The 23,416-nt window shown below is 62.6% G+C and carries 23 protein-coding genes; 4 read left to right on the plus strand and 19 right to left on the minus strand.

Translation table 11 applies throughout. The features are described from left to right. The 4 genes from ACFQU1_RS09295 to ACFQU1_RS09310 all read right to left on the minus strand — a co-directional run. On the minus strand, nucleotides 1-1,422 hold a 1,422-nt coding region (locus ACFQU1_RS09295; protein ID WP_378131666.1), incomplete at its 3' end, for a hypothetical protein. Nucleotides 1,423-1,506: 84 nt separating this feature from the next. Beyond that, nucleotides 1,507-3,231: a hypothetical protein gene (locus ACFQU1_RS09300; RefSeq protein WP_378131668.1), complete on the minus strand. Its 1,725-nt coding sequence runs from the start codon at nucleotides 3,229-3,231 to the stop codon at nucleotides 1,507-1,509. Nucleotides 3,232-3,311: 80 nt separating this feature from the next. Continuing rightward, nucleotides 3,312-4,727 (minus strand): ABC transporter substrate-binding protein, encoded by a 1,416-nt coding sequence (locus tag ACFQU1_RS09305; RefSeq protein ID WP_378131670.1) that lies wholly within the window; start codon nucleotides 4,725-4,727, stop codon nucleotides 3,312-3,314. A gap of 65 nt (nucleotides 4,728-4,792) precedes the next feature. Beyond that, nucleotides 4,793-5,860: an ABC transporter ATP-binding protein gene (locus tag ACFQU1_RS09310; protein ID WP_378131672.1), complete on the minus strand. Its 1,068-nt coding sequence runs from the start codon at nucleotides 5,858-5,860 to the stop codon at nucleotides 4,793-4,795. Between the two features lie 140 nt (nucleotides 5,861-6,000). Here ACFQU1_RS09310 and ACFQU1_RS09315 point away from each other — a divergent pair, with 140 nt between their 5' ends. Further along, nucleotides 6,001-6,903 (plus strand): LysR family transcriptional regulator, encoded by a 903-nt coding sequence (locus ACFQU1_RS09315; RefSeq protein WP_378131674.1) that lies wholly within the window; start codon nucleotides 6,001-6,003, stop codon nucleotides 6,901-6,903. A gap of 110 nt (nucleotides 6,904-7,013) precedes the next feature. Here the strand turns inward: ACFQU1_RS09315 and ACFQU1_RS09320 are convergent, their stop codons facing one another. The 8 genes from ACFQU1_RS09320 to ACFQU1_RS09355 all read right to left on the minus strand — a co-directional run bounded on the left by ACFQU1_RS09320 (nucleotide 7,014) and on the right by ACFQU1_RS09355 (nucleotide 14,609). Next, nucleotides 7,014-7,775, minus strand: coding sequence for an SDR family NAD(P)-dependent oxidoreductase (locus ACFQU1_RS09320; RefSeq protein WP_378131677.1), 762 nt, complete (start codon nucleotides 7,773-7,775; stop codon nucleotides 7,014-7,016). Nucleotides 7,776-7,797: 22 nt separating this feature from the next. Next, nucleotides 7,798-8,754, minus strand: a complete 957-nt coding sequence (locus tag ACFQU1_RS09325; protein ID WP_378131679.1) for a cyclase family protein — start codon at nucleotides 8,752-8,754, stop codon at nucleotides 7,798-7,800. A gap of 35 nt (nucleotides 8,755-8,789) precedes the next feature. Continuing rightward, nucleotides 8,790-9,524, minus strand: a complete 735-nt coding sequence (locus tag ACFQU1_RS09330) for an ABC transporter ATP-binding protein (protein WP_378131681.1) — start codon at nucleotides 9,522-9,524, stop codon at nucleotides 8,790-8,792. Beyond that, nucleotides 9,514-10,260: an ABC transporter ATP-binding protein gene (locus ACFQU1_RS09335; protein ID WP_378131683.1), complete on the minus strand. Its 747-nt coding sequence runs from the start codon at nucleotides 10,258-10,260 to the stop codon at nucleotides 9,514-9,516. Before ACFQU1_RS09335 ends, ACFQU1_RS09330 begins: the two co-directional genes overlap by 11 nt. Further along, entirely contained in the window at nucleotides 10,257-11,258 is a 1,002-nt protein-coding gene (locus ACFQU1_RS09340) for a branched-chain amino acid ABC transporter permease (protein WP_378131685.1), read from the minus strand. Before ACFQU1_RS09340 ends, ACFQU1_RS09335 begins: the two co-directional genes overlap by 4 nt. Beyond that, nucleotides 11,255-12,130, minus strand: coding sequence for a branched-chain amino acid ABC transporter permease (locus ACFQU1_RS09345; protein WP_378131687.1), 876 nt, complete (start codon nucleotides 12,128-12,130; stop codon nucleotides 11,255-11,257). The genes ACFQU1_RS09340 and ACFQU1_RS09345 overlap by 4 nt, the downstream gene beginning before the upstream one ends. A 36-nt stretch (nucleotides 12,131-12,166) precedes the next feature. Continuing rightward, nucleotides 12,167-13,438, minus strand: coding sequence for an amino acid ABC transporter substrate-binding protein (locus tag ACFQU1_RS09350; protein ID WP_378131689.1), 1,272 nt, complete (start codon nucleotides 13,436-13,438; stop codon nucleotides 12,167-12,169). Between the two features lie 184 nt (nucleotides 13,439-13,622). Beyond that, on the minus strand, nucleotides 13,623-14,609 hold the full coding sequence (locus ACFQU1_RS09355) for a 3-keto-5-aminohexanoate cleavage protein (protein ID WP_378131691.1): 987 nt from the start codon (nucleotides 14,607-14,609) through the stop codon (nucleotides 13,623-13,625). A 96-nt stretch (nucleotides 14,610-14,705) separates the two neighbouring features. Between ACFQU1_RS09355 and ACFQU1_RS09360 the strand changes: the two genes are divergently transcribed. The 3 genes from ACFQU1_RS09360 to ACFQU1_RS09370 all read left to right on the plus strand — a co-directional run bounded on the left by ACFQU1_RS09360 (nucleotide 14,706) and on the right by ACFQU1_RS09370 (nucleotide 16,268). Then, nucleotides 14,706-15,398, plus strand: a complete 693-nt coding sequence (locus ACFQU1_RS09360; protein ID WP_378131694.1) for a TetR/AcrR family transcriptional regulator — start codon at nucleotides 14,706-14,708, stop codon at nucleotides 15,396-15,398. Nucleotides 15,399-15,627: 229 nt separating this feature from the next. Then, nucleotides 15,628-15,882: a type II toxin-antitoxin system VapB family antitoxin gene (locus ACFQU1_RS09365; RefSeq protein WP_378131696.1), complete on the plus strand. Its 255-nt coding sequence runs from the start codon at nucleotides 15,628-15,630 to the stop codon at nucleotides 15,880-15,882. Continuing rightward, entirely contained in the window at nucleotides 15,882-16,268 is a 387-nt protein-coding gene (locus ACFQU1_RS09370; protein WP_378131698.1) for a type II toxin-antitoxin system VapC family toxin, read from the plus strand. Before ACFQU1_RS09365 ends, ACFQU1_RS09370 begins: the two co-directional genes overlap by 1 nt. 102 nt (nucleotides 16,269-16,370) lie before the next feature. On the opposite strand, the gene ACFQU1_RS09375 is transcribed toward ACFQU1_RS09370, so the two are convergent. From ACFQU1_RS09375 to ACFQU1_RS09405, 7 genes are read right to left on the minus strand one after another with little or no spacing between them, the layout of a single operon-like run. After that, nucleotides 16,371-16,571: a tautomerase family protein gene (locus ACFQU1_RS09375; RefSeq protein WP_378131700.1), complete on the minus strand. Its 201-nt coding sequence runs from the start codon at nucleotides 16,569-16,571 to the stop codon at nucleotides 16,371-16,373. Between the two features lie 28 nt (nucleotides 16,572-16,599). Then, complete coding sequence (locus ACFQU1_RS09380; protein ID WP_378131703.1) at nucleotides 16,600-17,439, minus strand: fumarylacetoacetate hydrolase family protein; 840 nt, start codon at nucleotides 17,437-17,439, stop codon at nucleotides 16,600-16,602. Nucleotides 17,440-17,455: 16 nt separating this feature from the next. Further along, a complete protein-coding gene (locus ACFQU1_RS09385; protein ID WP_378131705.1) occupies nucleotides 17,456-17,875 on the minus strand; it encodes a nuclear transport factor 2 family protein in 420 nt (139 codons plus the stop codon). Then, nucleotides 17,872-19,701, minus strand: coding sequence for a hydantoinase B/oxoprolinase family protein (locus tag ACFQU1_RS09390; RefSeq protein ID WP_378131707.1), 1,830 nt, complete (start codon nucleotides 19,699-19,701; stop codon nucleotides 17,872-17,874). Before ACFQU1_RS09390 ends, ACFQU1_RS09385 begins: the two co-directional genes overlap by 4 nt. Beyond that, nucleotides 19,698-21,740: a hydantoinase/oxoprolinase family protein gene (locus ACFQU1_RS09395; protein WP_378131709.1), complete on the minus strand. Its 2,043-nt coding sequence runs from the start codon at nucleotides 21,738-21,740 to the stop codon at nucleotides 19,698-19,700. Before ACFQU1_RS09395 ends, ACFQU1_RS09390 begins: the two co-directional genes overlap by 4 nt. Then, nucleotides 21,741-22,607, minus strand: coding sequence for an ABC transporter ATP-binding protein (locus ACFQU1_RS09400; RefSeq protein WP_378131711.1), 867 nt, complete (start codon nucleotides 22,605-22,607; stop codon nucleotides 21,741-21,743). It lies immediately after the preceding gene. After that, on the minus strand, nucleotides 22,604-23,380 hold the full coding sequence (locus ACFQU1_RS09405) for an ABC transporter permease (RefSeq protein WP_378131714.1): 777 nt from the start codon (nucleotides 23,378-23,380) through the stop codon (nucleotides 22,604-22,606). Before ACFQU1_RS09405 ends, ACFQU1_RS09400 begins: the two co-directional genes overlap by 4 nt. Between the last annotated feature and the right edge of the window lie 36 nt (nucleotides 23,381-23,416).

Raw genomic sequence — 23,416 nt, forward strand, 5'->3', positions numbered from 1 at the left:
GATGCGTCCGCGGAAATCCTCATGAGCCGCATCCGTCAACGCTTTCGGGCGGCGCGCCACCACGTCCTTCAGCGCCTCCACCCGCCGCAGCGCCTCGTCCTTCTCGGCCAGAATGCGATGAACGTTGGGCTCATCGGCATCCATGGCGTGCTCTTTCGCCGGATCCCAATCGCGGAGGCTGTTCTTTTCCTCCGCGAGCCACCAGGCATGGGCGAGGCTCACGGGATAGGTGCTGGAGTCCGAGAACACGCAGTCGTTGGTATAGAGGGCGCGGCGGACGATCTCCCAACTATCGCCCCAGAGCGCGATTGCCCAATCGACCGCCTCCTCGATGTCGGCGTCCGTGGCGTCGGCCTTGAGATAGCCTTCCCCCGTCAGCCAGTCGCGGTAGATCTTGCGTTTCGGCTTGTCGCGGTCGATGGACAGTTCGGCGACGGCATAGAGATTGAGCAGATTGGGCGTGTGAAAGGTGGAATGCGCCTCCAGCGCCTCCCAATCCGTCCGCACGAGCACACCTTCCACGTTATGCGCCTCGGCATAGGCAAGCCGCTGCCGAGTGTCGTCGACCATGTGGCTCGGACCGACTCCCCAGCCGTAATACTGGGCCATCACCTCGAACTCTACCCACTGGCGATGTGGTCCCACCTTGCCGATGCGGGGATTGTCCGGAAAGGTTGGATAGTAGTCGTGCGGCGTATTCTTGAGGCAGATGATGACGTCTTCCGGCAGTTCCTCCATGGCGGTGGCGATCTCCGTCTGGGTCTTGCGGTCGAAGACGAAGTCGCGCACCACGAGCGTCTTGCCTGCCGCCGTGATCGGCTCGTACATCGCGTTGAGCAGATTGCGATACCAGTTTTCCACTGGCGTCGATCGGCACAATTCGCATTGGCAGCGATGGCCGGAAATCGACAGCCGGCTTTCGCGGGTTGCGGGCGCAGTGATGATGCCGGCGATGCCGTCGATGTCGGAGAAAAGATCCTCGTATTTTTTGCGGATGAAATCCATCCACACCGGTTCGTTGGGGCAGAGCGGGCCGCCCTTGAAGACCTGCGGATTGAGCTCGACGATCGCGTCGTGGAACCAGAGCTCCTTGTTTTCAAGCCAGACCTGTGTGCCCTGCCGGTCGGCGAGCTCAATGACACGCTTCAGATATTCACGTAGCTGCATCGGGGTGCTTCGGCCCCGAGCGACATATGTGTAGAGATCGCGATGAATGGCGCGATAGCGATCGTAAATGTTCTTGAATTTCGTGCCTTGGGCAAAGACGCCCGCCGGATAGACGAGCTGATCGATGATCTCGTTGCGGTGAAGCACAAGAGCCGTCATCTGATTGTCTTTGATGAAGGAGAGCGATTTTCTCGCCCAATCGAAATCCCAAACGTAGTGGCTGTTGAGCTCCAACCCGCGAAAACCGAAAGCCATGAGGCTCCTCCGTGGATGAGCGCCCGCCGCCGAGCGACTTGGCGCAATAAGGATGACTTGGCCATAAGGGTCTGCATGTCGTGATCAGATGCCGCTTGCGCTTTCGCTTTCATTTGCGGCCGCGAGCCGGCGCGTGAGGTCGTCGTGCAGCACCTCCAGCCGGTCGCTGCCGAGCGCTATATAGGTCGTGTAGGAATGGTCGCTTCGCTTGCGAAAATCGCGAAACTCGGCCGCGAGATCGAGGAGGCCCTCGAGGCGCTGGTCCAGCATTCGCCGCGCCTCGGCGCGGAAAGGTGAAGGCTCGGTGTTCTCCGTGACATATTTCGTCAGGATGCAGGCATGGCCGATCTCGCGAAAACCGCGGATATAACGCCGGAATACCTCGATGCGTCCGCGGAAATCCTCATGAGCCGCATCCGTCAACGCTTTCGGGCGGCGCGCCACCACGTCCTTCAGCGCCTCCACCCGCCGCAGCGCCTCGTCCTTCTCCGCGAGAATGCGATGAACATTCGGCTCATCGGCATCCATGGCGTGCTCTTTCGTCGGATCCCAATCGCGCAGACTGTTCTTTTCCTCCGCGAGCCACCAGGCATGCGACAAGCTCACGGGATAGGTGCTGGAGTCGGAGAACACGCAGTCGTTGGTATAGAGTGCGCGGCGAACGATCTCCCAGCTATCGCCCCAGAGCGCGATCGCCCAATCGACCGCCTCCTCGACCTCCGTTTCGGTAGCATCGGCTTCGAGATAGCCCTCGCCGCTGAGCCAGTCGCGGTAGATCTTGCGCTTTGGTGTCTCCCGGTCGACGGCAAGCGCCGAGGCCGCATAGAGATTGAGGAGATTGGGCGTTTGGAAGGCGGTGTGGTTCTGTAGTGCCTCCCAGTCGGTCCGAATGAGAACGCCCTCGACGCCGTGACGTTCGGCATAGTCGAAGCGGGCGCGCATATCATCGACCATGTGGCTCGGGCCTATGCCCCAGCCGAAGTACTGGGCCATGACGTCGTATTCGATCCATTGTCGGTGCCGCCCGACCTTGCCGATGCGCGGGTTGTTTGGAAAGGTTGGATAATAGTCGTGTGGTGTATTCTTCAAGCAGATGATAACGTCGTCTGGCAATTCCTCCATCACCGTCGCGATCTCGGTCTGGGTCTTCAGGTCGAAGACGAAATCGCGCACCACGAGCGTCTTGCCGGCTGCCTTGATCCGCTCATACATCGTCGTCAGAAGTCTGCCGTACCATGCTTCAGGCGGGGTCGACCGGCAGAGTTCGCAGCGGCAGCGGTGACCGGAAATGGACAGTCTACTTTCGCGCGTCGCCGGTGCCGTGATGATGCCGGCGATCCCGCCGATGTCAGAGAAGAGATCGTCGTATTTGGTGCCTATATAATCCCACCATACCGGCTCGTTGGGACAGAGCGCTCCGTTTTTGAAGACCTGGGGATTGAACTCCAGCATGGCGTCATGAAACCAGAGCTCCTTGTTCTCGAACCACACCTGCGTTCCCTGACGGTCGGCGAGCTCGATGACACGTTTCATGTAGTCGCGGCGCAGCACCGCCATCCCGCGCTCGCGGGCGGCATAGGCGTACAGATCGCGATGGATCGCTCTATAGCGGTCGTGGATATTCGCGAAGGACTGGCCTTTGGCGAAGAGCCCGCTGGGATAGGTGACGCGGTCGACCACATCATTCTGGTGGAACACCAGACCCGTCAGGTCGTGATCGCGAATGAAGGCAAGCGCCTTCTTCACCCAGTCGAAATCCCAAGCATAGTCGCTGTGAATTTCCAAGAATCGCGTGCTAAATTCCGGCATGATCATCCCCGTTCACCCGACCGAAGATCCGGTGTTCCAGCCTTGCTGTGGCACGGGCAGTTTCGCTGCCTCGATTGCCCCTACTTCTTCATGGAGCTCTTCAGATCATAGAGCGCCTTCTGCACCGTGTTCTGCGCCTTCTGCAGCTCTTCTTTAACGTCGCCGCCGACGAGGACCGCCGAGATTGCGTCGCTGACGGAATCGCCGATTTCCGAAGACCTAAGAATGCAGGGATAAGGCATCTCATCGGCGTCGGAGAGCGCATCCGCGCCGCCGTTGCCGACATCGATGAGATATTGCAGCACCGGCATCTCGCCCTTCAACTGCTCGAACGCGGCCGTTCGTGCCGGCATAAAGCCCGGCGTCTTGCGCGCCATATCGATCTGGGCGTCGAGCGAGGCCGCCGCTTCCAGGAGCTTGTAGGCGGCTTCCTTGTTTTTCGAGCGGCTGAAAATCGAAATGACCGCCGGGCCCGCCCGGTAGGGATGGTTGAGGCCGCGCGGATTATCTTTCTTGGTCGGTGGGAAGGTGTAGCCGAGCTGGCTTGCCTTCACAGCCCCCTCGCCTTTGCCGATTGTATAAACGACACGATCGAAATATTCGATCGTCATCGCCACACGACCGTCGGCAAACAATGACGTAGTCTCGCCGCTCGTCATATTGTTGTGGCCGGGAGGCCAGAAGGGAATAAGCGACTTGTAATATTCCGCTGCTTCGATGCTCGCCGGCGACATCAATCCGGCTTGGAGCGTATCGGGCTTGCAAACCTCGGCGCCGAAGGCCATGAGCTGGTTCTCATAATCGTGCCAGAGATAGGTTCCTTTCTTGTTGGAGTTCACGAGACCGTAGAAGTCGTTGTCGAGCACCTTGCCGGCAAGCATTTCACCCTTCTTCCTGGTGAAGAACTCGGCAACATCCCGATATTGCTCGTATGTCTCCGGCGGCTTTAGATCGTACCCGTACTTTGCCTTGAACGCGGCCTGCTCCTCAGGGTTCTCGAAAAGGTCCTTGCGATAGGCGAGCGCTTGGTCGCTGGTCGCGACGGTGACGCCCATCATCTTGTCGCCCAGGGTTACCGCGTGGCGCCCAGCGACGGTGATGCCATCCCAGTTGAGCAGCTTCTTGTCGCCGTGCTGGGCAATAAGGGGCGCCAGATCCTCGAGGATGCCGCGATCGAACCATTCAAAGACGCGCTGCACACCGCCAGCATAGATGAGATCCCAGGTGTCAGCGCCGCCCACATAGTCCAGCACCACCTTTTTCTGCAGTTCGTCCGTCGTCAGCCTCCGGACGTCAACTGTCATACCCCAAGACTTGCCGATCTCCTGGAGCTTGGCGGCGAAGGCATCCTGAGACGCATTACTTGAGGTGAGAAAGCGGACGGTCTTTCCCTTGTAGGGGCTGTTGCCGTCCTGCGCAGAGGCCGGACTTCCGGCGAACAGCGCCATGCAGGTGGCTCCTGCCACCAGGCAGCGACGTGTGAAATCAGAGAACATGGACGCCTCCCTTTCGCTTGTTTTTAATATTCGTCCGGCACCAAACCGGCGATGGCTGTCTCCCCTTAAATGCGCGTGCCTGTTTTCTGGTCGAACACATGGACGGAGCTGCTGTCGACATCGAGCGCGATGTCATCGCCGACAGCGAGACGGTTCGATCGGTCCGTGGTGAGGCAAAGACGATGCTCGGCGACCGATACGAGCACCTGGTAGTGCGACCCCATCATCTCGACGAGCGCCACCTTGCCGCGAATTTTGCCGTCGTTGCCGGCCTGGATGCTTTCGGGTCGCACGCCATAGATAACGGGTTGACCGTCCACGCCACCCACATGCGCGGGAACCGGCAGGCGGATGTCGGAGGCGATATCTGCCCAGGCTCGGTCGCCGGACCGGCGGAGCATGCCCCGCATCATGTTGATCGGCGGCGAGCCGATGAAGGAAGCCACGAAGGCGTTGGCAGGCGCATCATAGAGTTCGGTCGGCGTACCCACCTGTTCCACGATGCCGTCATGCATGACCGCGATGCGATCCGCCATCGTCATGGCCTCGACCTGGTCGTGAGTCACATAGATGCTCGTTGTGCGCAGCCGCTCGTGCTGCAGGCTGATCTCCACCCGCATCTGAGCGCGTAAGCGCGCATCGAGATTGGACAGGGGCTCGTCGAAGAGGAACGCCCGCGGCGCCCGCACGATCGCCCGCCCCATCGCTACCCGCTGGCGTTGGCCGCCGGAAAGTTCCTTCGGCAGGCGCTTCAGATAATCGCCGAGTGCAAGCATCTTGGCCGTGGCATTGACGCGTTCATCGATCAGGGACTTCGGATTGCGCCGCATGCGTAATCCGAACGCCATATTCTCAAAGACATTCTTCAGCGGATAGAGCGCGTAGCTCTGGAAAACCATTGCGACGTCACGGTCGCGCGGCAGAAGATCGTTGACTGGACGGTCGCCGATCGAGATTTGGCCGGAAGAAATGTCTTCAAGGCCCGCAATCATTCGCAGCAGAGTGGATTTTCCGCAGCCGGACGGTCCTACCAGGACCATGAACTCGCCGTCAGCGATGTCGAGCGAGACGCCGTGCACAACTTCCAGCGCACCGAAGGACTTGCGGACATCACAGATGCTGACCGGAGCCATCCGGCATTCCTCCCGTGGTCCTATTGTGAGTGGCCGTTTCCGCTCGCCGACGACCTTGTCACTAGATTGGGACATAGCCGTCATTCAAACAAATACTAATTCTTGGGAAGGTGTATAATTCGACGTTATGGAGGAAGCGCATGAATCTGCGTGAGCTGGAGATCTTTCGTGCCATCATGCAAGGTGGATCAATCACCGAGGCGGCCAGGATCCTGGGCATCTCGCAGCCTGCGGTGAGCACCGCCCTGCGTCATGCGGAAGACCGCCTGGGCATGCAGCTCTTCCGGCGCGACCACGGCCGCATAGAGCCCACCCCGGAAGCGCTCAGCCTTTTTCCCGAGGTCGAGATGCTGTTCCAGAAATTCCACGCAATTCAGACATATGCGGAGCACCTGCGCGGAACGCATGCGGGCTTCTTGAGCCTCGCGGCAACACCGACACTTAGTTATGCCTATGTGGCGGGAGCGATCACCCGCTTTCGTCGATCACGACCAAACGTTCACATCATGCTCGACGTGACGAATACGCGCCGGATCGTGGAACTCGCTACCTCACGGCAGATCGATCTCGGAATTACCGCCAATCCTTTGACCGACTCCGACATCGCCACCGAAGACCTCGTCACAGCCGAACTCGTCGCCGTGATGCACAAAGAACACCCCCTCGCCAAGCAGCGTGTGGTCAAACCAAAAGACGTGCAGGGCTACAGGCTCATTACAAATGCGCATCACTCACTTTATCATATCCTCGAGCAGATCTTCCGGCGAAGTGGAGTGAAGCTCGACATTACCATTGACGTCAATCACAACCTAACGACCTGTCTGCTTTTGCAGAGCGGCGATGCCGTTGCGATTGTCGATCCGTGGATGCCCAGGGCGCTTTTCCCGGATCTCGTCCGCCGTCCATTTAGGCCCAAGGTCGAGATTCGCGCTCGCCTCCTTTGGGCGAATACCCGGCCCCGATCGCGTCTGGCAGAGGCTTTTCTCGGCGAACTGCGCCAACACGTGGCAGCGGTCACCAGCGATGCATGCGCGTGCGGATGATATCACGTGACTAAGCGGCGTCGAAATCTTCGCGCATTGCATAGAGCGTCTGCGGCGAAACGGATACCGGTGTTCCGTTCGCCGTCCGCGGGCGCTTCACGCGACCTTCGCTAAGCGGCAAGCCCGGCCCGTGCGCGCAAGGTTGCATCGGCGATCGACAATTCCTGGCCGGCGAGGTCGGAGGCCTCGTCGCAGCAGAGCCAGGCGATGACACGCGCCGGGTCCGACACCGGCCGAAGCTGTTCGCGCTTCAACCGGCTGATCTCGTTCATGCCGGAGGCGCGGATCAGGCCCTGCATGTCGGTGTCGACGACACCCGGCTGGAAGCCATAGGCGCGCACCGCTCCGCCATATTCATGGGCGATGGCCCGCGTCAGCATGGCGAGCCCCGCCTTGGCGGAGCAATAGGCCGACCAGCCCTCGCGCGGCTGATGTGCCGCGCCCGAGCTCAGGTTGACGATCACGCCGCCCGCCGGCAGATGCGGCAGTGCCGCGCGGATGCCGTAATAGGCGCCCGCGAGATTGACGGTGACGCTGTGCAGCCAGCGCGCATGGTCGGTGTCGGCAATGCGCCCGATCGGCTCGATCGTCCCGGCATTGTTGACGAGAATGTCGAGGCGGCCGAACTGATCGGCGACGCTCGCCACAAGCTGCTCGACATCGCCGTTGTCGGCGACGTCGCAACTGCGGACCGCAATGGCATCGCCGGCCCCGGAGAAGACGTCCGGGGCGACGCCGGTGGGATCGCGGACGGCCGCGATCACCGTCGCCCCCTTTTCGGCGAGCTCGATACAGGCGGCCGCGCCGATACCGCGCGCCGCACCGGTTACAATCGCCACTCGACCTTCGAGAGGACGCGTCGAATCTGCCATTGGGTCCCTCCTTGCGAAGACGTTACTTGATGGCCTGCGGATTGATCGGCGAGCCGGTGCCCCCGGTGATGACGAGCGGCGGGCCGCAGAAGAAGAACTCGTAGATTTTATCAGCGGCGCAGTCTTCTGCGAGTTCCTTCAGGTAGAACATCTCGCCCATGGTGAGTCCCATGGCCGGTATGACGACCCAATGCCAGGGCTGGAAGACTTCCGAGGTCTCGTTCGGCCTGACCTCGACGCCCCAGGTGTCGGAGCAGATCGCTGCGATCTGGTGTTCATGCGACCAGTAGCAGTTCTCGAACTTGACGCCCGGCGCATCGCCGCCGGCATAGCCGCCCCATTCCCCGGCCTTGAGGCAAGCCTCCATCTGGCCGGTGCGGATGATGACGAAATCGCCCTTGCGGATGTCGACGCCCTGGGCGCGCGCCGTGGCATCCAGCTCGTCGTTGGAAATGCCATAGCCGTCCGGCAGGCTGTCGACGCCCTTGAAGCGCGCGACATCAAGCAGGACGCCGCGGCCGACCATCTTGTTGCGGGTATGCTCGATGCCGTTCTTGTGCACGCCGCCGCCGTCGACGAGCTTGGCGTCGAAGCCGTTGTACATCTTGTCTTCATAGAAGACGTGGCCGAGCGAGTCCCAATGGGTCGCCGCCTGCACCGGCATGTTGAGCGCGTCATCCGCGTAGCGGATCTTGTTGGTCTCGTCGAAACGGCCGGCGATCGCATCCGTGCCCGTGGCGAGCATGGTGTGGATGGGGTTCCAGCGGCCGCCGAAGAGGCCGTTCTGCGGCCCGTTGCCGTCGAGCGGGATGCCGAGGGCGAAGACATTGCCCCTCTTCACGAGACGCGTTGCGGCGACAACGTCGTCCGGCGTCAGGTGGTTGAGCGTGCCGATCTCGTCATCGGCGCCCCAGCGGCCCCAGTTCGAGAGCTTCTTCGTCGCCTCGGCAATGGCAGCTTTGCCTACGGTGATATCCATGGTGATCCTCGTGTTGCTCGGGTGAAGGGATTTGGTCAGGCGGTGCCGAGATAGAGCCGGCGCACGATCTCGCTGTCGCGCAGCGTTTGCGGATCGTCCGCCTTGAGCTCGATGCGGCCGTGCACCAGCACATAGCCGCGGTTGGCGATGCGGATCGCCTGCGGGAAATTCTGCTCGGCCATGAGCACGGTCAGCCCCAGCCGCGCCTTGAGCTCGGCGATGGTGTCGATGGTCTTTGCGACCAGGATCGGCGCGAGCCCGACGGAGGGCTCGTCAACAAGCAGGATCTTGGGCAGGGTCATCAGCGCGCGGGCGATGGCGAGCATCTGCTGCTCGCCGCCGCTCATGCTGCCGGCGAGCTGACGCCGGCGCTCCTTGAGGCGCGGGAAGGCGTCGAAGCAGAAGGCAAGGCTGTCCGTTAGTTTGAGGCGCGCCTCGGGACGGTAGGCACCGAGGAGGAGGTTTTCCTCGACGGTGAGCTTCGGGAAAAGCCGCCGCCCTTCGGGCACGAGCGCGATGCCGAGGCCGACGATCGCCTCGGTGCTGAGACCGCAGAGATCGTGCTCGACACCATCGACTTGCGCGACGATGCGGCCGCTCGTCGGCTTCACCTGGCCCGCGATGCATTTGATGAGCGTGCTCTTGCCATTGCCATTGGTGCCGAGCAGGGCGACCGTCTCGCCCGTGGCCACGTCGAGGTCGATGCCCGACAGAACGCGCACCGCGCCATAGCCGGCATGGAGTCCTCTGATGGAGAGGCTACTGGCCAAGGTAAGCCCTTTCCACGTCCTTCAGCCGCATCACCTCGTCGGGCCGGCCGTCGGCGATCTTGCGACCGGCCACGAGGACGACGATGCGCTCCGAAAAGCGCATGACGGCGCGCATGATGTGCTCGATCAGGATGACGGCGATGCCCTGGCGGTTGAGCTCCTCGAGCAGCGCCACGATCTCGTCGACCTCGCTGTCTGAAAGCCCCGCCATGGCCTCGTCGGCGATGAGGAGCCGCGGGCGGGAAGCGAGCGCCCTGGCGAGCTCGAGCTTGCGCAGTTCCACCTGGCTGAGGTCCTTGGGGCTGATGAAGGCCTTCGGCGCCAGGCCGACCCGCTCCAGAATCGCGAGCGCTTCCCGCGCCGAGCCCTCGGCCAACGGCTCCGGAAGGGCGAAGCGCAGCGGCACCTGCACGTTCTCCAGCACGGTGAGGCGGCGGAAGGGGCGCGGGATCTGGAAGCTGCGCGAGAGGCCGCGGCGGGCCCGCTTCCACGCCGGCAGCCCCGTGATATTCGAGGCTTCGAAGAGGATGGTGCCCTGCTCGGGCGTCAGTGCGCCGCTCAGGCAATTGACGAAGGTGCTCTTGCCCGAACCGTTCGGCCCGATGAGGCCCACCCGCTCGCCGGGAGCGACGCTGAAATCGACCGACTGGAGGGCGGTGAAGCCGCCGAACATCTTGGTGACGCCGCGCGCCTCGAGGATGGGGCCGCGTGGGCTCTCGGCCGGATGCTGGTTCATGAGCCCCCTCCCCGCCACCGCCGCACGAGCCCGACGACGCCGCTCGGCGCTGCCGTCACGAAGACGACGAGCAGGATGCCGACGATGAGCAGATTGGCCGCCGACGAAATCGTCACCGTCAGGATCTGCTGGGCGGAGGCGAGCAGCACCGCGCCAATCACCGGCCCCCACCAGGTGGCCGTTCCGCCGATGAGCGGCATGGCGATGGCATTGACGGCGATCGCCAGACTGAAGGCGGACGGCGGATCCACATAGGTGATGAAATAGGGGAACGGCGCGCCTGCCATGCCCATGAGCGCGCCGGAGAGGGTGGTGGCGATCAGCTTCAGCCGCAGACCCGGCACCCCGCTCGCCTCGGCGGCGATCTCGTCGTCGCGGATGGCGGCGAGCCCCATGCCGATCCAGGAGCGCTCGACGGCGGCAGCGATCAGCACAGCCATGGTGCCGAGGATCGTCATGACGACGAGCAGGAACTGCACATAGGAGACGAAAGGCGCGGTGGCGTCGGGGCGCAGGACATAGGCGCCGCGCGAGCCGCCGACGAAGCTCCAGTTGACGATCAGCGTCTGCAGGACCATCGCCAGCGCGAGCGTTGCGATGGAGAAGAACACGCCGCGCAGCCGCAGGGTAAGATAGCCGGTGCCGAAGCCGAGGAGACCCGCGACCGCGCCGGCGACCAGGATCGAGACCGGCAGCGGCGGCTTGATGAGCTGATCGAGCACGATCGTCGTGTAGCAGCCGACCGCAAAGAAGCCGGCGACGCCGAAATTTACATAGCCGGCGTAGCCGCCGAGAATATTCCAGGCGGTGGCAAGCACCACATATTGTGCGATGACGTAGCAAGCGAGGAAGTAATACTCGCTCACGCCTGAGCCGGCGAAGAGCTCCAGCCCGACGAGTGCAGCGCCGACGAGGACGATGGCGATGCCGGGGTGGCCGGCGGCGCGGAGCTTGGCGCCGCTGCGGGCGGCGGGAGCGGCGGGAGAGATCTGCGTCATCGTCCCAGGATCCCCGTTGGGCGCACTGCCAGTGTCAGGAGGAGCACGCCGAAGGCGACCGCCGGCGACCAGGAGGGCCCGAAATAGGTCGATGTCAGCGTCTCGGCGATGCCGAGGATCATGGCGGCGATCAGCGTTCCCGGCAGGCTCGCGATCCCACCCAGCACGCAGATGGCAAAGACGCGGCCGATGAATTCGCGCCCCGACGACGGCTCGACCGGCTGGATGATGATGAGGAGCACGCCGGCGGCGATCGCCGTCGCAACTGCGATGCCGAAGGCGATCTCCTTGGTGTGGATCGGATCGGCGCCGACGAGCCGCACGGCCTCCGGGTCCTGCGCCACGGCGAGGATCGCCCGGCCGGTGAAGGTCTTGGCGAGATACAGCTGAACCGCGGCGACCATCGCGATGCCGATGAGGCAGGGGGCGAGCAGGCGCAGCGGAAACTGCACGAACCCGAGCGTGTAGGTGGAACCGAGATAGGAAAGGTCCACCAGCCGGTAGTCCACGCCGAAGGTCAGCACCAGGCCGATCTCGACGATGAACATGATGCCGAAGAAAAAGGCGAGACCTTGTAAGGATTCATCGCCGCGCCGTTCGAAGAAGTGATAATAGGCGCGATAAAACAGCCGACCTCCCACGAAGCCGAGCGCGGCGAAGATCGGCGCCATGGCAAAGGGGTCGATGCCCAAGGTATTGATGCTGATATAGGCGAGAAAGGCGCCGACGACGATGAAGGCGGGATGCGCGATATTGACGATATCGAGCATCCCGAAGGCGATCGTTATGCCGACTGCCACCGCGGCATAGAAGCCGCCCAGCATGATCCCCGAGACGATCGCGTTCAGGGTCAAATCCCAGCTGACGTCCATCGCGCTACACTCCGGCAACTCAGGGCGGAAGGGCGGTTACTTCGATGCGGCGTTGAAGGGATAGATGAGATTGCCGGACTTAAATTTGGGCGGATAGACGATGACCTGCCGGCCAGGCTCTTTGAACTGGTTCACGTCACTGCCCTTGATGCCTTGATACTGAACCAGGAGGATCCGCGGCTCGGCCCATTCGCCGCGCTCCTGGAACTTGATCTCGCCGCCGACCGTCTGGAACGAATTGGCGTGGATATATTGGGCGAGCTTGGCGTCATCGAGCGTGCCGGTGGCCGTCACCGCCTGCTGCAGGATCTGCATCTCCGCATAGGCGAGCGGAGCGATATAGAAGCCGAGAGGGTCGACGCCTTCGGCCTGGGCGCGCGCCCGGTAGCGGGTGAGAAACTCCTCGACGCCAGGGAATTTCATGGTCGGCTCGGGCACGTAGAGGTCATAGGAGACGACGCCGTTGAGCGCTTCGCCGAGCTGCGTCTTGAGCGCTGCAGCCTGCAGGCCGATCATGCCGCCGCCGAACATCTTGACGTCGAGCCCGACCTCGCGCGCGGCACGCACCATGCCCGCCGAATCCGGCGGATAGGACGCGACGAAGACGAGATCTGGATTAGTCGCCTTGATCGACCGCACGATCGAGGCGAATTCAATGGAATTCGGCGGATAGGTGCGGTCGAACACGATCTTGAGGCCGGCTTCCTTGGCGTTCTCGCGGGCACCTTCCATGGCGATGCTGGGGAATTCCGCATCGGCGCCAACAATGGCGATGGTGCGCGGCTTCGGGTCCATAGCCATGGCCACATCGATGAAGCCCTTGGAGAATTCCCGCTGCGCGTCGGGCCCGTTGGGCTGCATCTGGAAATAGCGGTCGTATTTGAACTTGTCGTTGGCGGCGAGGCCAAAGAGCGTGATGAAGAGCTTCTTCTTCTGCATGACCGTCGGCATGGCCGCGACGATCTGGTTGGTGGCATAACCCGAGACCACCAGATCGACCTTGTCGACGTCGATCAGCTTGGCGTAGATGCCGGGCACGGTCGCCGGGCTGCTCTGGTCGTCATAATAGACGAGCTCGACCTTGCGGTTGAGCAGGCCGCCCTTGCTGTTCACGTCCTCCGCCCAAAGCTGCATGCCAAGCAGGGCCGATTTTCCGAAAGCCGCGAGACCGCCGGACAGCGCAATGCCGAGGCCGATGCGGATGGGCGGCTCAGCCGCCTGCGTCATCGTCGGCACAGCCGATAAGGCCAATGCCGTGGCAACAGCAATGGCGGCGGCACGGCGCGTCAAACCGATGTGAAGTCCCATAACGTTCCTCCCCATGACACGGCCTTTGCGACCGGTTTGCTATAATTTTCAGCCTGCATGCCGGGCAGGCGCCGCTCGGGACGCTATCGGCGGGGCGCTCGACGCCCGCCGAAACCGCACCGGCCTTTGTATCGACGTCAACGGAGCCGGATGGGTGCACCCGGCCCCGAGGCGCTTAGGCGCGTCAGATGGCGACCTTGTCGGCGCCCTTCAGTTCGAGGATCTCGCGGGCCTCGTCGGGCGTGGCGATGGTGAGACCGAGACCTTCGATGATCTGCCGTGCCAGGCGCACCTGGTCGGCATTCGAGGTGGCGAGCTTGCCGGGACCGGCCCAGAGCGAATCCTCGAGGCCGACGCGGACGTTGCCGCCCATCGCTGCCGCGATCGCCGCCACCGGCAACTGGTTGCGACCAGCGCCCAGCACCGACCAGCGATAGTCGTTGCCGAACAGGCGATCGGCGGTGCGCTTCATATGCAGGACGTCTTCGGGATGCGGACCGATGCCGCCGAGAAGACCGAAGACGGACTGAATGAAGAGCGGCGGCTTCACCATGCCCCGATCGTAGAAATGCTTCAGATTATAGAGATGGCCGATGTCATAGCACTCGAACTCGAAGCGCGTGCCGTTGTCGTAACAAGTCGTCAGGATATATTCGATATCCTTGAACGTGTTGCGGAAAACGAGATCGCGGGTATTTTCGAGATGGGTGCGCTCCCAATCGAATTTGAATTCTTTGTATTTGTCGAGAAGATGGTAAAGGCCGAAATTCATCGAGCCCATATTGAGCGAGGCCACTTCCGGCTTGAAGGTCGCCGCCGGTAGCACGCGCTCCTCGACGCGCATATAGGGGCTGCCCCCGGAGGTGATGTTGATCACCGCATTGGTCTGCTGCTTGATGCGCGGCAGAAAGGGCGCGAATGCCTCCGGGCGCTGGTCCGGCTTGCCGGTCTCGGGATCCCGCGCATGCAGATGCAGGATCGCGGCTCCCGCTTCCGCCGCGGCGACGGCGTCCTGCACGATCTCGTCGGGCGTGATCGGCAGATGTTCCGACATCGTGGGCGTGTGGATGGCGCCGGTGACGGCGCAGGTGATGATGACGCTGCGGGGCTTGGGCACGCGTTCTCTCCCATGTTCTTCCGGCTCGTCCGGCCTTATTGAGTCAATAGTCATTACTTATTGAGCCGATTGTCAATAGCGAAGGAGAGGGTTAAACACGATATCCGGTGTCGCAGGCTGCTTCGTGCAGCGCCTGCAAGGAGCATGTCGTTGAGAGAACAGAAGAAACGGGCGAATGCGGGGACCGCTTCAGGACCGCGCGCTGCAGCCGTCGCGCCCTCCCCTTCCACCAAGCCCAAGGGCCGAACACGCAGCCGGCTCGATCCCGAGGTGCGCAGACGCATGATCCTCGATGCGGCGGTGGAGTTTTTTGCCGAACACGGCTTCGGCGCGCAGATCAAGGATCTTGCCGATCGGCTCGGCATCTCCCAGGGCCTGATCTTCCGCTACTTCACGACGAAGCAGAACCTGGTCGAGCAAGTCTACGAGAAGGTCTTCCTGCAGCGTTGGTCGCCGGGCTGGGAAGCCGGCTTGCGGGATCGCGCCAAGCCGCTGCAACAGCGGCTCGAAGAATTCTACCTATCCTACTTCCAGGCGGTCGACGAATCCTACTGGATCAGGGTTTCACTCTATGCGAGCCTTGCGGGGCACGACATTATCGGCCGCTATATTCAGACCCATGTGAACAAGCTGCTGATGATTATCCTGCGGGAGCTGCGCGTCCACCGCGGCTTTTCCGAAGAGGGCGACATCGACCCGATCGAGTTCGAGCTCGCCTGGCATCTGCACTCGACCTTCATCTATTTTCTCGTGAGGAAATACGTACATCATCAGACGGTCGCGGAAGACAAAACGGCGATGGTGTCGCGCATCGTCTCGAATTTCCTCGGCGACCGACGATAAAGTGGCTGGCGGTCATGGGCGCCACCTGGCCAACTGGTCGGGCACAGGCCGTGTCATCGCAATCTCGAATGTGGCCGGAGCTATGCCGCCGGTCTGACGGTAGCATGACTTGGATGGTGTCGGGTGCTCTCGCATGGCAGCTCCGGCACATCGGAGCTGAACGCCACCGACCCTTGCCGCGGCCGCGCAATCAGGTAGAATATGGACGATCAGGAACCAAGGCACCCCGATGGCGCTGAGCATCAAAGATCCGGAGACCGAGCGGCTCGCCCGGAAACTCGCGGAGCGGACCGGCGAGAGCATTACGGTGGCGACGCGACGCGCGCTCGAGGAACGGCTGCGCCGGGTCGGATCGGATGCGCGCAGAGCGGCCCTAATCGAGGACCTCGCCGCCATCCGCCGTCGCTGGAGCACCATGCCTGTGCGCGACGCGCGCAATGCGGATGACATCATCGGCTATGACGAAGATGGCGTCCCCAACTGATGGTCATCGATACCTCGGCCATTGTGGCCATCGCCCTGAACGAGCCCGAAGCGCCCTCTCTCGAGCAACGCATAGCCGATGATCCCGTCCGCCTGATCTCGGCCGCGACTGTCCTCGAGGCCGCCATGGTCATCGAAACGCGACTCGGCGAGAGCGGCGGCAGTGAGCTCGACCTGTGGTTTCACAAGGCGGGTGTCGAGGTCGTCGCCGTCGGGGCCGATCACGCAGACTTGGCCCGCCGTGCCTGGCGCCGTTTTGGAAAAGGCCGCCATCCCGCAGGTCTAAATTTCGGGGACTGCTTTTCCTATGCGCTCGCTGCGCTGACAGAGGAGCCGCTGCTCTTCAAGGGCGATGATTTCGCGAAGACCGACGTTCGAGTGGCGTAACTGCTGCGGCCGCTCCGACTATCCGTGGCTGAGATTGGGTTCGGCCCACCGGACCCGCCTTCATAAATCGCCCGCCAGGGCGTTGGCTCCACGCGATTTCAGCTAGCTCTTGACCGCATCGCGTTCGCTGAACAGGACACCGCCCTTGGCCTTGTTGTGGCGCGGCGATTCGATGATCTGGACCATCACGGTTTCCGGTGCGACCTTGAAGTGCTTCACGGTCGCGGCCGTGATCTCCTGAATGAGCGCACGCTTCTGATCCAGGTCTCGGCCCTCGACTGCATAGACATAAATCTCCGGCATGGGATCGTCCTTTCCGCCGAGGTCGACACTACTCTGCGATGATGGTGTTGCGAAGCACGCCTATGCCCGTGATCGCGACATCGACGTGATCGCCGGGCTTGAGCCACAGGGGCGGCTTGCGCGCAAAGCCGACGCCCTCGGGCGTGCCGGTGGCGATCACGTCGCCAGGGCGGAGTTCCATGAAGCTCGACAGATAGGCGATGATGGTCGGGATGTCGAAAATGAAGTCGTCCGTCTTGGTGCGCTGCACTTCCACGCCGTTCAAGGTCGTCGTCAGCGTAAGGGACGAAACGTCGGCGATCTCGTCGCGCGTGACCATCCAGGGACCAATGCTTCCCGTCCGGTCGAAGTTCTTGCCGACGGCCAGGCAATGCTCGAATTGATAATCTCTGATGCTGCCGTCATGCAGGCATGTATATCCGGCAATATGCTCGAAAGCGTCTTGCGGGACAATGTGCTTGCCGGCCTTGCCGATGATAACGGCGAGCTCGCCCTCGTAGTCGAACTGCTCCGATAGCTTCGGCCGCACCATAGCCCCGCCGGGCGGCGCGAATGAACCGCTGACGCGGATGAAGGTGCTAGGCGTCTTCGGCAGTTGTTGATGGCCCTCGGCAACATGCCCACGGTAGTTGCGTCCGATGCAGACGATCTTTTCGGCATCCGGAACGGGCACCGTCAGTTCCACATCCGCCAAGGCGTGATCGGTCGATGCGCCCGCGATACGTGCAGCGATCCCCTCCAGGAGGCCATACGCGATTGCGAGGCGCAACGTGGGCTGCCCTAGCCGCTCCTTGAGATCGATAATGCCGTCATTGCTCAGGACGCCATAGGACGGGTTGCCTGCGAAACGGTAGCTGAGAAGCTTCATGGGGCGGTGTCTCTCCTTAGCGCCGAAAGCGCAGCTCTGACCTGAGATCGGCGATTGTCCAGCTATCGCCGGCGCGCGCGTAGCGACAGCTGTAGAGGCCGATGGAAAACGGCAGGTCCAACTTTGCCGGTTCGTTCTCGCTGATCGGGCCGTCGTATCGGTAGGCGACCATGTAGAAGCGCGCTTCGGCTGATGTGGCATTTGCCGAGACGATGTGGAAATTGGTGACCAGATGGGCCGTTCGCACGTCGGTGCCGCGCTCGGCCAAGGCGGCCAGGATCATCTGGTGGCCGCGCAAGATCTTGCCTTGGCGATGCCATTCGCCATCCGGCGCCATGCACCCGACCAAGGCCTCGAAGCCGAAGGTGTCGAGATGGTAGAAGAAGTCGACGATGAGGTTTTCCACGGCCTCGCGGATGTTCGCCTGCGTGCTCACACCGGCACTCCTTCCTTGAACATCTCGGGCAGAAGGATGTTTCGCGTGACCGGCGGCGGTGCCGTCGCCTTCATCTCGGCGCGCAGTCTGCTGGTCTCTTCGCGATCGACCTCCAGCGTCGCCGGGTCGATGGCTACTCCGTAGTCCCGGTGGGCGCCTTCCACCGAGACATATCCCCTGCGCACATCGTCCATTACCTTGTCGAGCGGGCGCTCGTAGGCGGGGCCCCGACCGCCGCCGCCGGCCGACAGCAGTTCGATGGTCGCGCCCTTCTTGATCGGCAGGGCTGTGACCTTCTGATATTGTTTAGGCGCGCTTTCGCCCGGCTGGGTGACGAGCACGGTCCCGACCTTCGCGGCGCCGCCGCCCTCCAGCCCCCATGGTGGGCACTTGGTGCGCTCGAAGGCACAGATGAAGCTCAGGTCCTGCAACGCGCGATAAACCTTGCTCAGGCCGAGCCCGCCGCGGAATTTGCCGGGCCCGCCGCTGTCGGGACGCCATGTGTAGCGCTCGACGAGGACCGGAAAGAAGGTCTCCTCGACTTCGAGAGGGATATTCCGGGTATCGCCGTGGGTGACCGTCTTGAGCGGGGAAAAGCCGTCGGCGTTCGGCCGGGCGCCCCATCCACCGAGAACCGTATCCACCGTGGAGTAGCGAAAGCCGGTTTCCGGATCGCGTCCGAAGATCGTGTACATGCCGTTCGAGCCATGGTGCGCCGCAGGTATGCGCTCCGGCATCGCCTGACTCATGGCAAGATAGATCGTGTCGATGACCGTCTTGATGGTCATCGTCCATTGCGCCATCGCCGCATTGTCGACTGCGCTGATGACGGTGCCGTCAGGCAGCCCCACCTTCAGAGGGCGAAACGCTCCCTCGTTCGGCGGCAGCCACGGAAAGACGGCACTTTTGAAGGCCACCTTTGCGGCGGAGATGCCACCGCTGCGGCCCATATTGGAGGGGCCCGGCGTCTGGTCGGCCGTGCCGGTGAAGTCGATCTCGAATTCATCGCCGCTGATGGTGACGGCAACGCGGATCTCCAGCGTCTTGTCCGGGTCGACACCGTCGTCATCCAGGAATGCTGCGGATTCGTAGCGGCCGTCCGGCAGCGCGGCGATTTGCCGGCGCACATAGGCCTCGGACTGGTCCCAGGTGATGCGGATGCATTCCTGGATAAGATCCCAGCCGTAGCGCGCGATCAGTTCCTCGAGGCGTCGCACGACAAGCTTGCAGCAGGCGATCTGCGCGGCCATGTCGCCGAAGGATAGTTCCGGGAAGCGAATATTGTGGCGAATGACACGCAAGATCTCCTCGTCCGGCACGCCGGCCTTGTAGACCTTGACGCTGCGCAGTTGCAGCCCTTCCTGGAAGATCTCAGTCGTGTCGGTGGCAAAGGAGCCAGAAACGCGCCCGCCGATGTCGGTCCAATGGGCCCGCGTCGCGGCGAAGGCGATCAATTTGCCCTCGTGGATGACCGGGATATAGAGCACCATATTGTTGAGATGCTGACCGCAGACGGACGAATAGTTCATCAGCAGTACGTCGTCAGGCTCAAAGCCGTCCTCGCCGTAAATCGTCAGCCCGTCGGAAACCGGCATGCCGAGATCGGCCATGAAGGTGGTAATGCCGCCGCGGCTTTGGGCTATGGTCTGACATTGGGCATCGAGCAGGCCCACGCAATAGTCCTTCACCTCGTAGATGATGGGACTGAAGGCCGTGCGCGAGAGATTGATTTCGCCCTCGTCGAGGATTGCTATCAGCAGGTTGCGAATGATTTCGAGTGTGACCGGATCGACTTGCGGGCGACCTGTGTTGGTGACGACGTTCATGCTTCGCTTCCCAGCGTAATGACGATATTGCCGATCTCGTCGATGACGGCGGTGTCCTGCGGCCCGAGCACGGTCGTGGAGGCTTCCTCCTCGACGACGCCGGGCCCGGTCAGTCTGCAGCCGGCAGGAAGGTCGCTGCGCTGCCAGACCTTGGCCGCAATCGTGCCCGTGGAGCTGTACCAGATCGGCCGTTCACCGTAGGTGAGGTCGGCGGCAGTGGCGCGTGACCGCAGACCGAGCTGCGGCCGGGCGGTGCGCCCGGCGACCACGATGCGCAGCATGACGATTTCGATGTCCATGTTGCGGGTGGTGTGGCCGTAGCGGCGCTGATACGCATCTTCGAATAGCTGCCGCAGGGCCGCCTTGCCGGGAATCTTGCCGTCGTCGGGCAGGCGCACCTTGATCGTGTATTCCTGTCGGCGGTAGCGCATTTCTGCGTAGCGCGTGAAGCCGATGGACTCGATCGGCAGACCGAGTTTATCGACCCGGCTGCCCCCTTCCCTCTCCATCTCGGCAAAACGCGCTTCCACGTCGTCGAGATCGATCGTTTCGAGTTGGCCGATAATCGTGCTGGTCAGGTCGTAACGGAAGTCGGCGAACAGCATTCCGTAAGCCGAGAAGTGGCCCGGCTGGGGCGGAATGACGACTGTGCGCATGCCGATCTCCCGTGCCACTGCGACGGCATGAAGCGGCCCGGCGCCGCCGAAGGCGACCATGGCGAAGTCGCGCGGATCAAAACCGCGTTCGAGTGTCACCTTACGCACCGCATTGGCCATATTGACGGTCGCAACCTGCAGGATGCCGGCCGCGAGTGCCGCCGCGGATTGGCCAAAGGCCGAGCTGACGCTTTCCAGCGCCGATTGCGCCTGCCCCAGGTCAAGCCGCATGTTGCCACCGAGGAAGCGTTCGGCGTCCAGTCGCCCGAGCATCAGATTGGCGTCGGTCACGGTCGGTTCCGTGCCGCCCCGCCCGTAGCAGGCAGGGCCCGGAACCGCGCCGGCGCTGCGTGGGCCCACTTGAAGCGAGCCGAGATCGCTGACCGAGGCGATGCTGCCTCCGCCGAACCCGACTTCGACGATGTCGAGCACCGCCGCCTGAACCGGATAGCCGCGGTCGTAGCCGCCCACCCAATAGAGCGGCGAAACAGCGGCTTCGCCGTCCTCGATCAATACGGCCTTGGCCGTGGTGCCGCCCATGTCAAATGCAACGACATTGCCGAGATCGGCGCGCCGGCCGATCTCTGCCGCGCCGGCGACACCGCCCACCGGGCCGGATTCCACCAGAAGGAGCGGCCGATGGAGCGTATCCTCTTCGGTCAGCACGCCGCCGTTCGAGCCCATCAGGTAGAGGCGGCCGGTAAATCCGTTCTCACGCAGCTTGCCGTCGAACCGCGCGATGTAGCGCTCGACCGCAGGGCCGACATAGGCATTGAGGGCGGTCGTCGTCGTGCGCTCGAATTCCCGAAGCTCGCGCGAGATCTCGTGTGAGCAGGACACGAAGCAATCGGTGTGCTCCCGCAAGTAGTTGCCGACTTCGATTTCATGGAGAGGGTTGCGCCAGGCATGGAGAAAGCAGACGGCGACGGCATCGACGCCGGTCTCGCGAATTCTGGCGGCGACTCGAGCGAGCGCCTCGCGATCGACGGACTTGAGCACATTGCCACGCGCATCCATGCGCTCGGGAAGATCAAAGCGCAATTCGCGCGGCACCACCGGCGGCAGGCGCTCGTAGAACAGATTGAACCCTTCCGGCCGGTTGCCGCGTCCGATCTCGAGAATGTCCCGAAAGCCTTCCGTCGTGACGAGCGCCGTTGCCGCGCCCTTGCGCTCCAGCAGCGCGTTGATGACCACAGTCGTGCCATGACGCAGGACGGTGATGGTCTCGGCCTCGATCCCGGCGAGCTCCAGGCAGTCGCGAGCCCCCTGCTCGAAATTCGGCGGCGTCGTCAGGCTCTTCGAGAACTTGAGCGCGCCGGTTTGCGGATCGAGCGAGGCGAGATCCGTGAAGGTGCCGCCAATATCGATGGCTACAATCGGCATTTAAGAGATGCTCCTGAGCGAAAACGTGTCGGAATCCTGCCGCAGGGCTGGGTTGATCACGTCGAGAATGTCCCGCTTGTACTGATTGAACCGTGCCTCGGTCGGATCCCGGGGGCGATCGAGATCGATCTTGAGGTCGAGCACGACACGGCCGGGTCTCGGCGTCATGACGAGCACGCGATCTGCCAGATAGATTGCTTCTTCGGCGCTGTGGGTGATGAACAGAATCGTCTTATGCGTTTCCGTCCAAAGCTCCATGAGTTCGCGCTGCAGAACGTTGCGGGTGAGCGCATCGAGCGCCCCGAAAGGCTCATCCATCAACATGACCGGGGAATTGATCGCCAGGATGCGTGCGATCGCCACGCGCTGGCGCATGCCTCCCGACAGATTCTTGGGCCATGCCTTCATGAAGTTGGTGAGGCCCATGCGCGCCAGAATGTCCCTGGCGCGCGCCTCACCGCTGCTGTCCCATTGACCTGCGGCCTTCAAAGCAAAGGTTATGTTGCGCTCGACAGTCATCCAGGGAAACAAGCCGTATTCCTGGAACACGACGCCACGGTCCGGACCTGCTCTGGTTACGGTCTTTCCCGATACTTTGCAGAGGCCGCTGTCCGGGCGCTCGAAACCAGCCACGATGTTGAGCAGGGTCGTCTTCCCGCAGCCGGAAGGGCCCATCACGGCAATGAATTCACCTTCGTTCTGCACAAGATCGATGCGGTCCAGCGCCGTTACAGCCGGAGAGCCGTCGCGAGCGGGATAGACCTTCGTCAGTTCCCGCACCTCGATGGCCGGAACGCCTGCATCGGCGGAGGTGTCGCTGCGCGCCGGTCGGCTCGCGGACCTGGGCATGACGGACGCATTCATCATGCGGCCTCCATGCTTCGCTGCCAGCGCAGCAGATAGCGGGTCAGCCGCATCACCAGAAGGTCGGAGAGATAGCCGAACAGGCCTATGACGAGCATATATGCGAGCATTCGGTCCACCAATCCGTAATCCTGGGCGCGCATCAGGGTATTGCCGAGCCCGCTCGGCACGGCGATGAGTTCGCTCACCACCACCAGAATCCACCCGAGCCCCATGGCGACCCGCAAGCCGGTCAGGATGCTCGGAAGCGCGGCTGAAAGAACAACGTCCTTGAACAGCATCCAGCCCCGCGCGCCCAGATTATGCGCTGCGCGCAGATAGATCTGGTCGACCTGCTTAACACCGGCATAGGTGTTGAGCAGGATGGGGAAGACGACGCCGAGCGCGATCAGAAAGATGGCCGGCTTGCTGCCGAGCCCAAACCAGAGGATCGAAAAGCCGATCCAAGTAATGGGCGGGATGGCACGCAGCACTTGGACGAGCGAGCCGAGCATCAGATCGAAGGGCCGCCACAGCGCCATCGAGAGCCCAAGCCCGATGCCGACGACGAGGCCGATGCTCATGCCCGCCGCGAGGCGCTGGATACTGGCGATCGAATCGACGAGCAGTTTGCCCGACGCAAGATCGCGCCAGGCAATGACGGCGAGCGAGGATGGAGCGGGAAAGAAGCTGTGGTCCAGCAACCCGAACCTGAGGGCGAGCTCCCACAGGACGATGAGAAGCAGCGGAAACCACCAGCGTACGATGACGTCATAGATCACGGTGACGACAGGCATGGCTCCGCCCTCGCTTGTCTTGGAACGGGCTGCGCG

The organism is Chelatococcus sp. GCM10030263, from assembly GCF_042666455.1.
Lineage (GTDB): Bacteria > Pseudomonadota > Alphaproteobacteria > Rhizobiales > Beijerinckiaceae > Chelatococcus.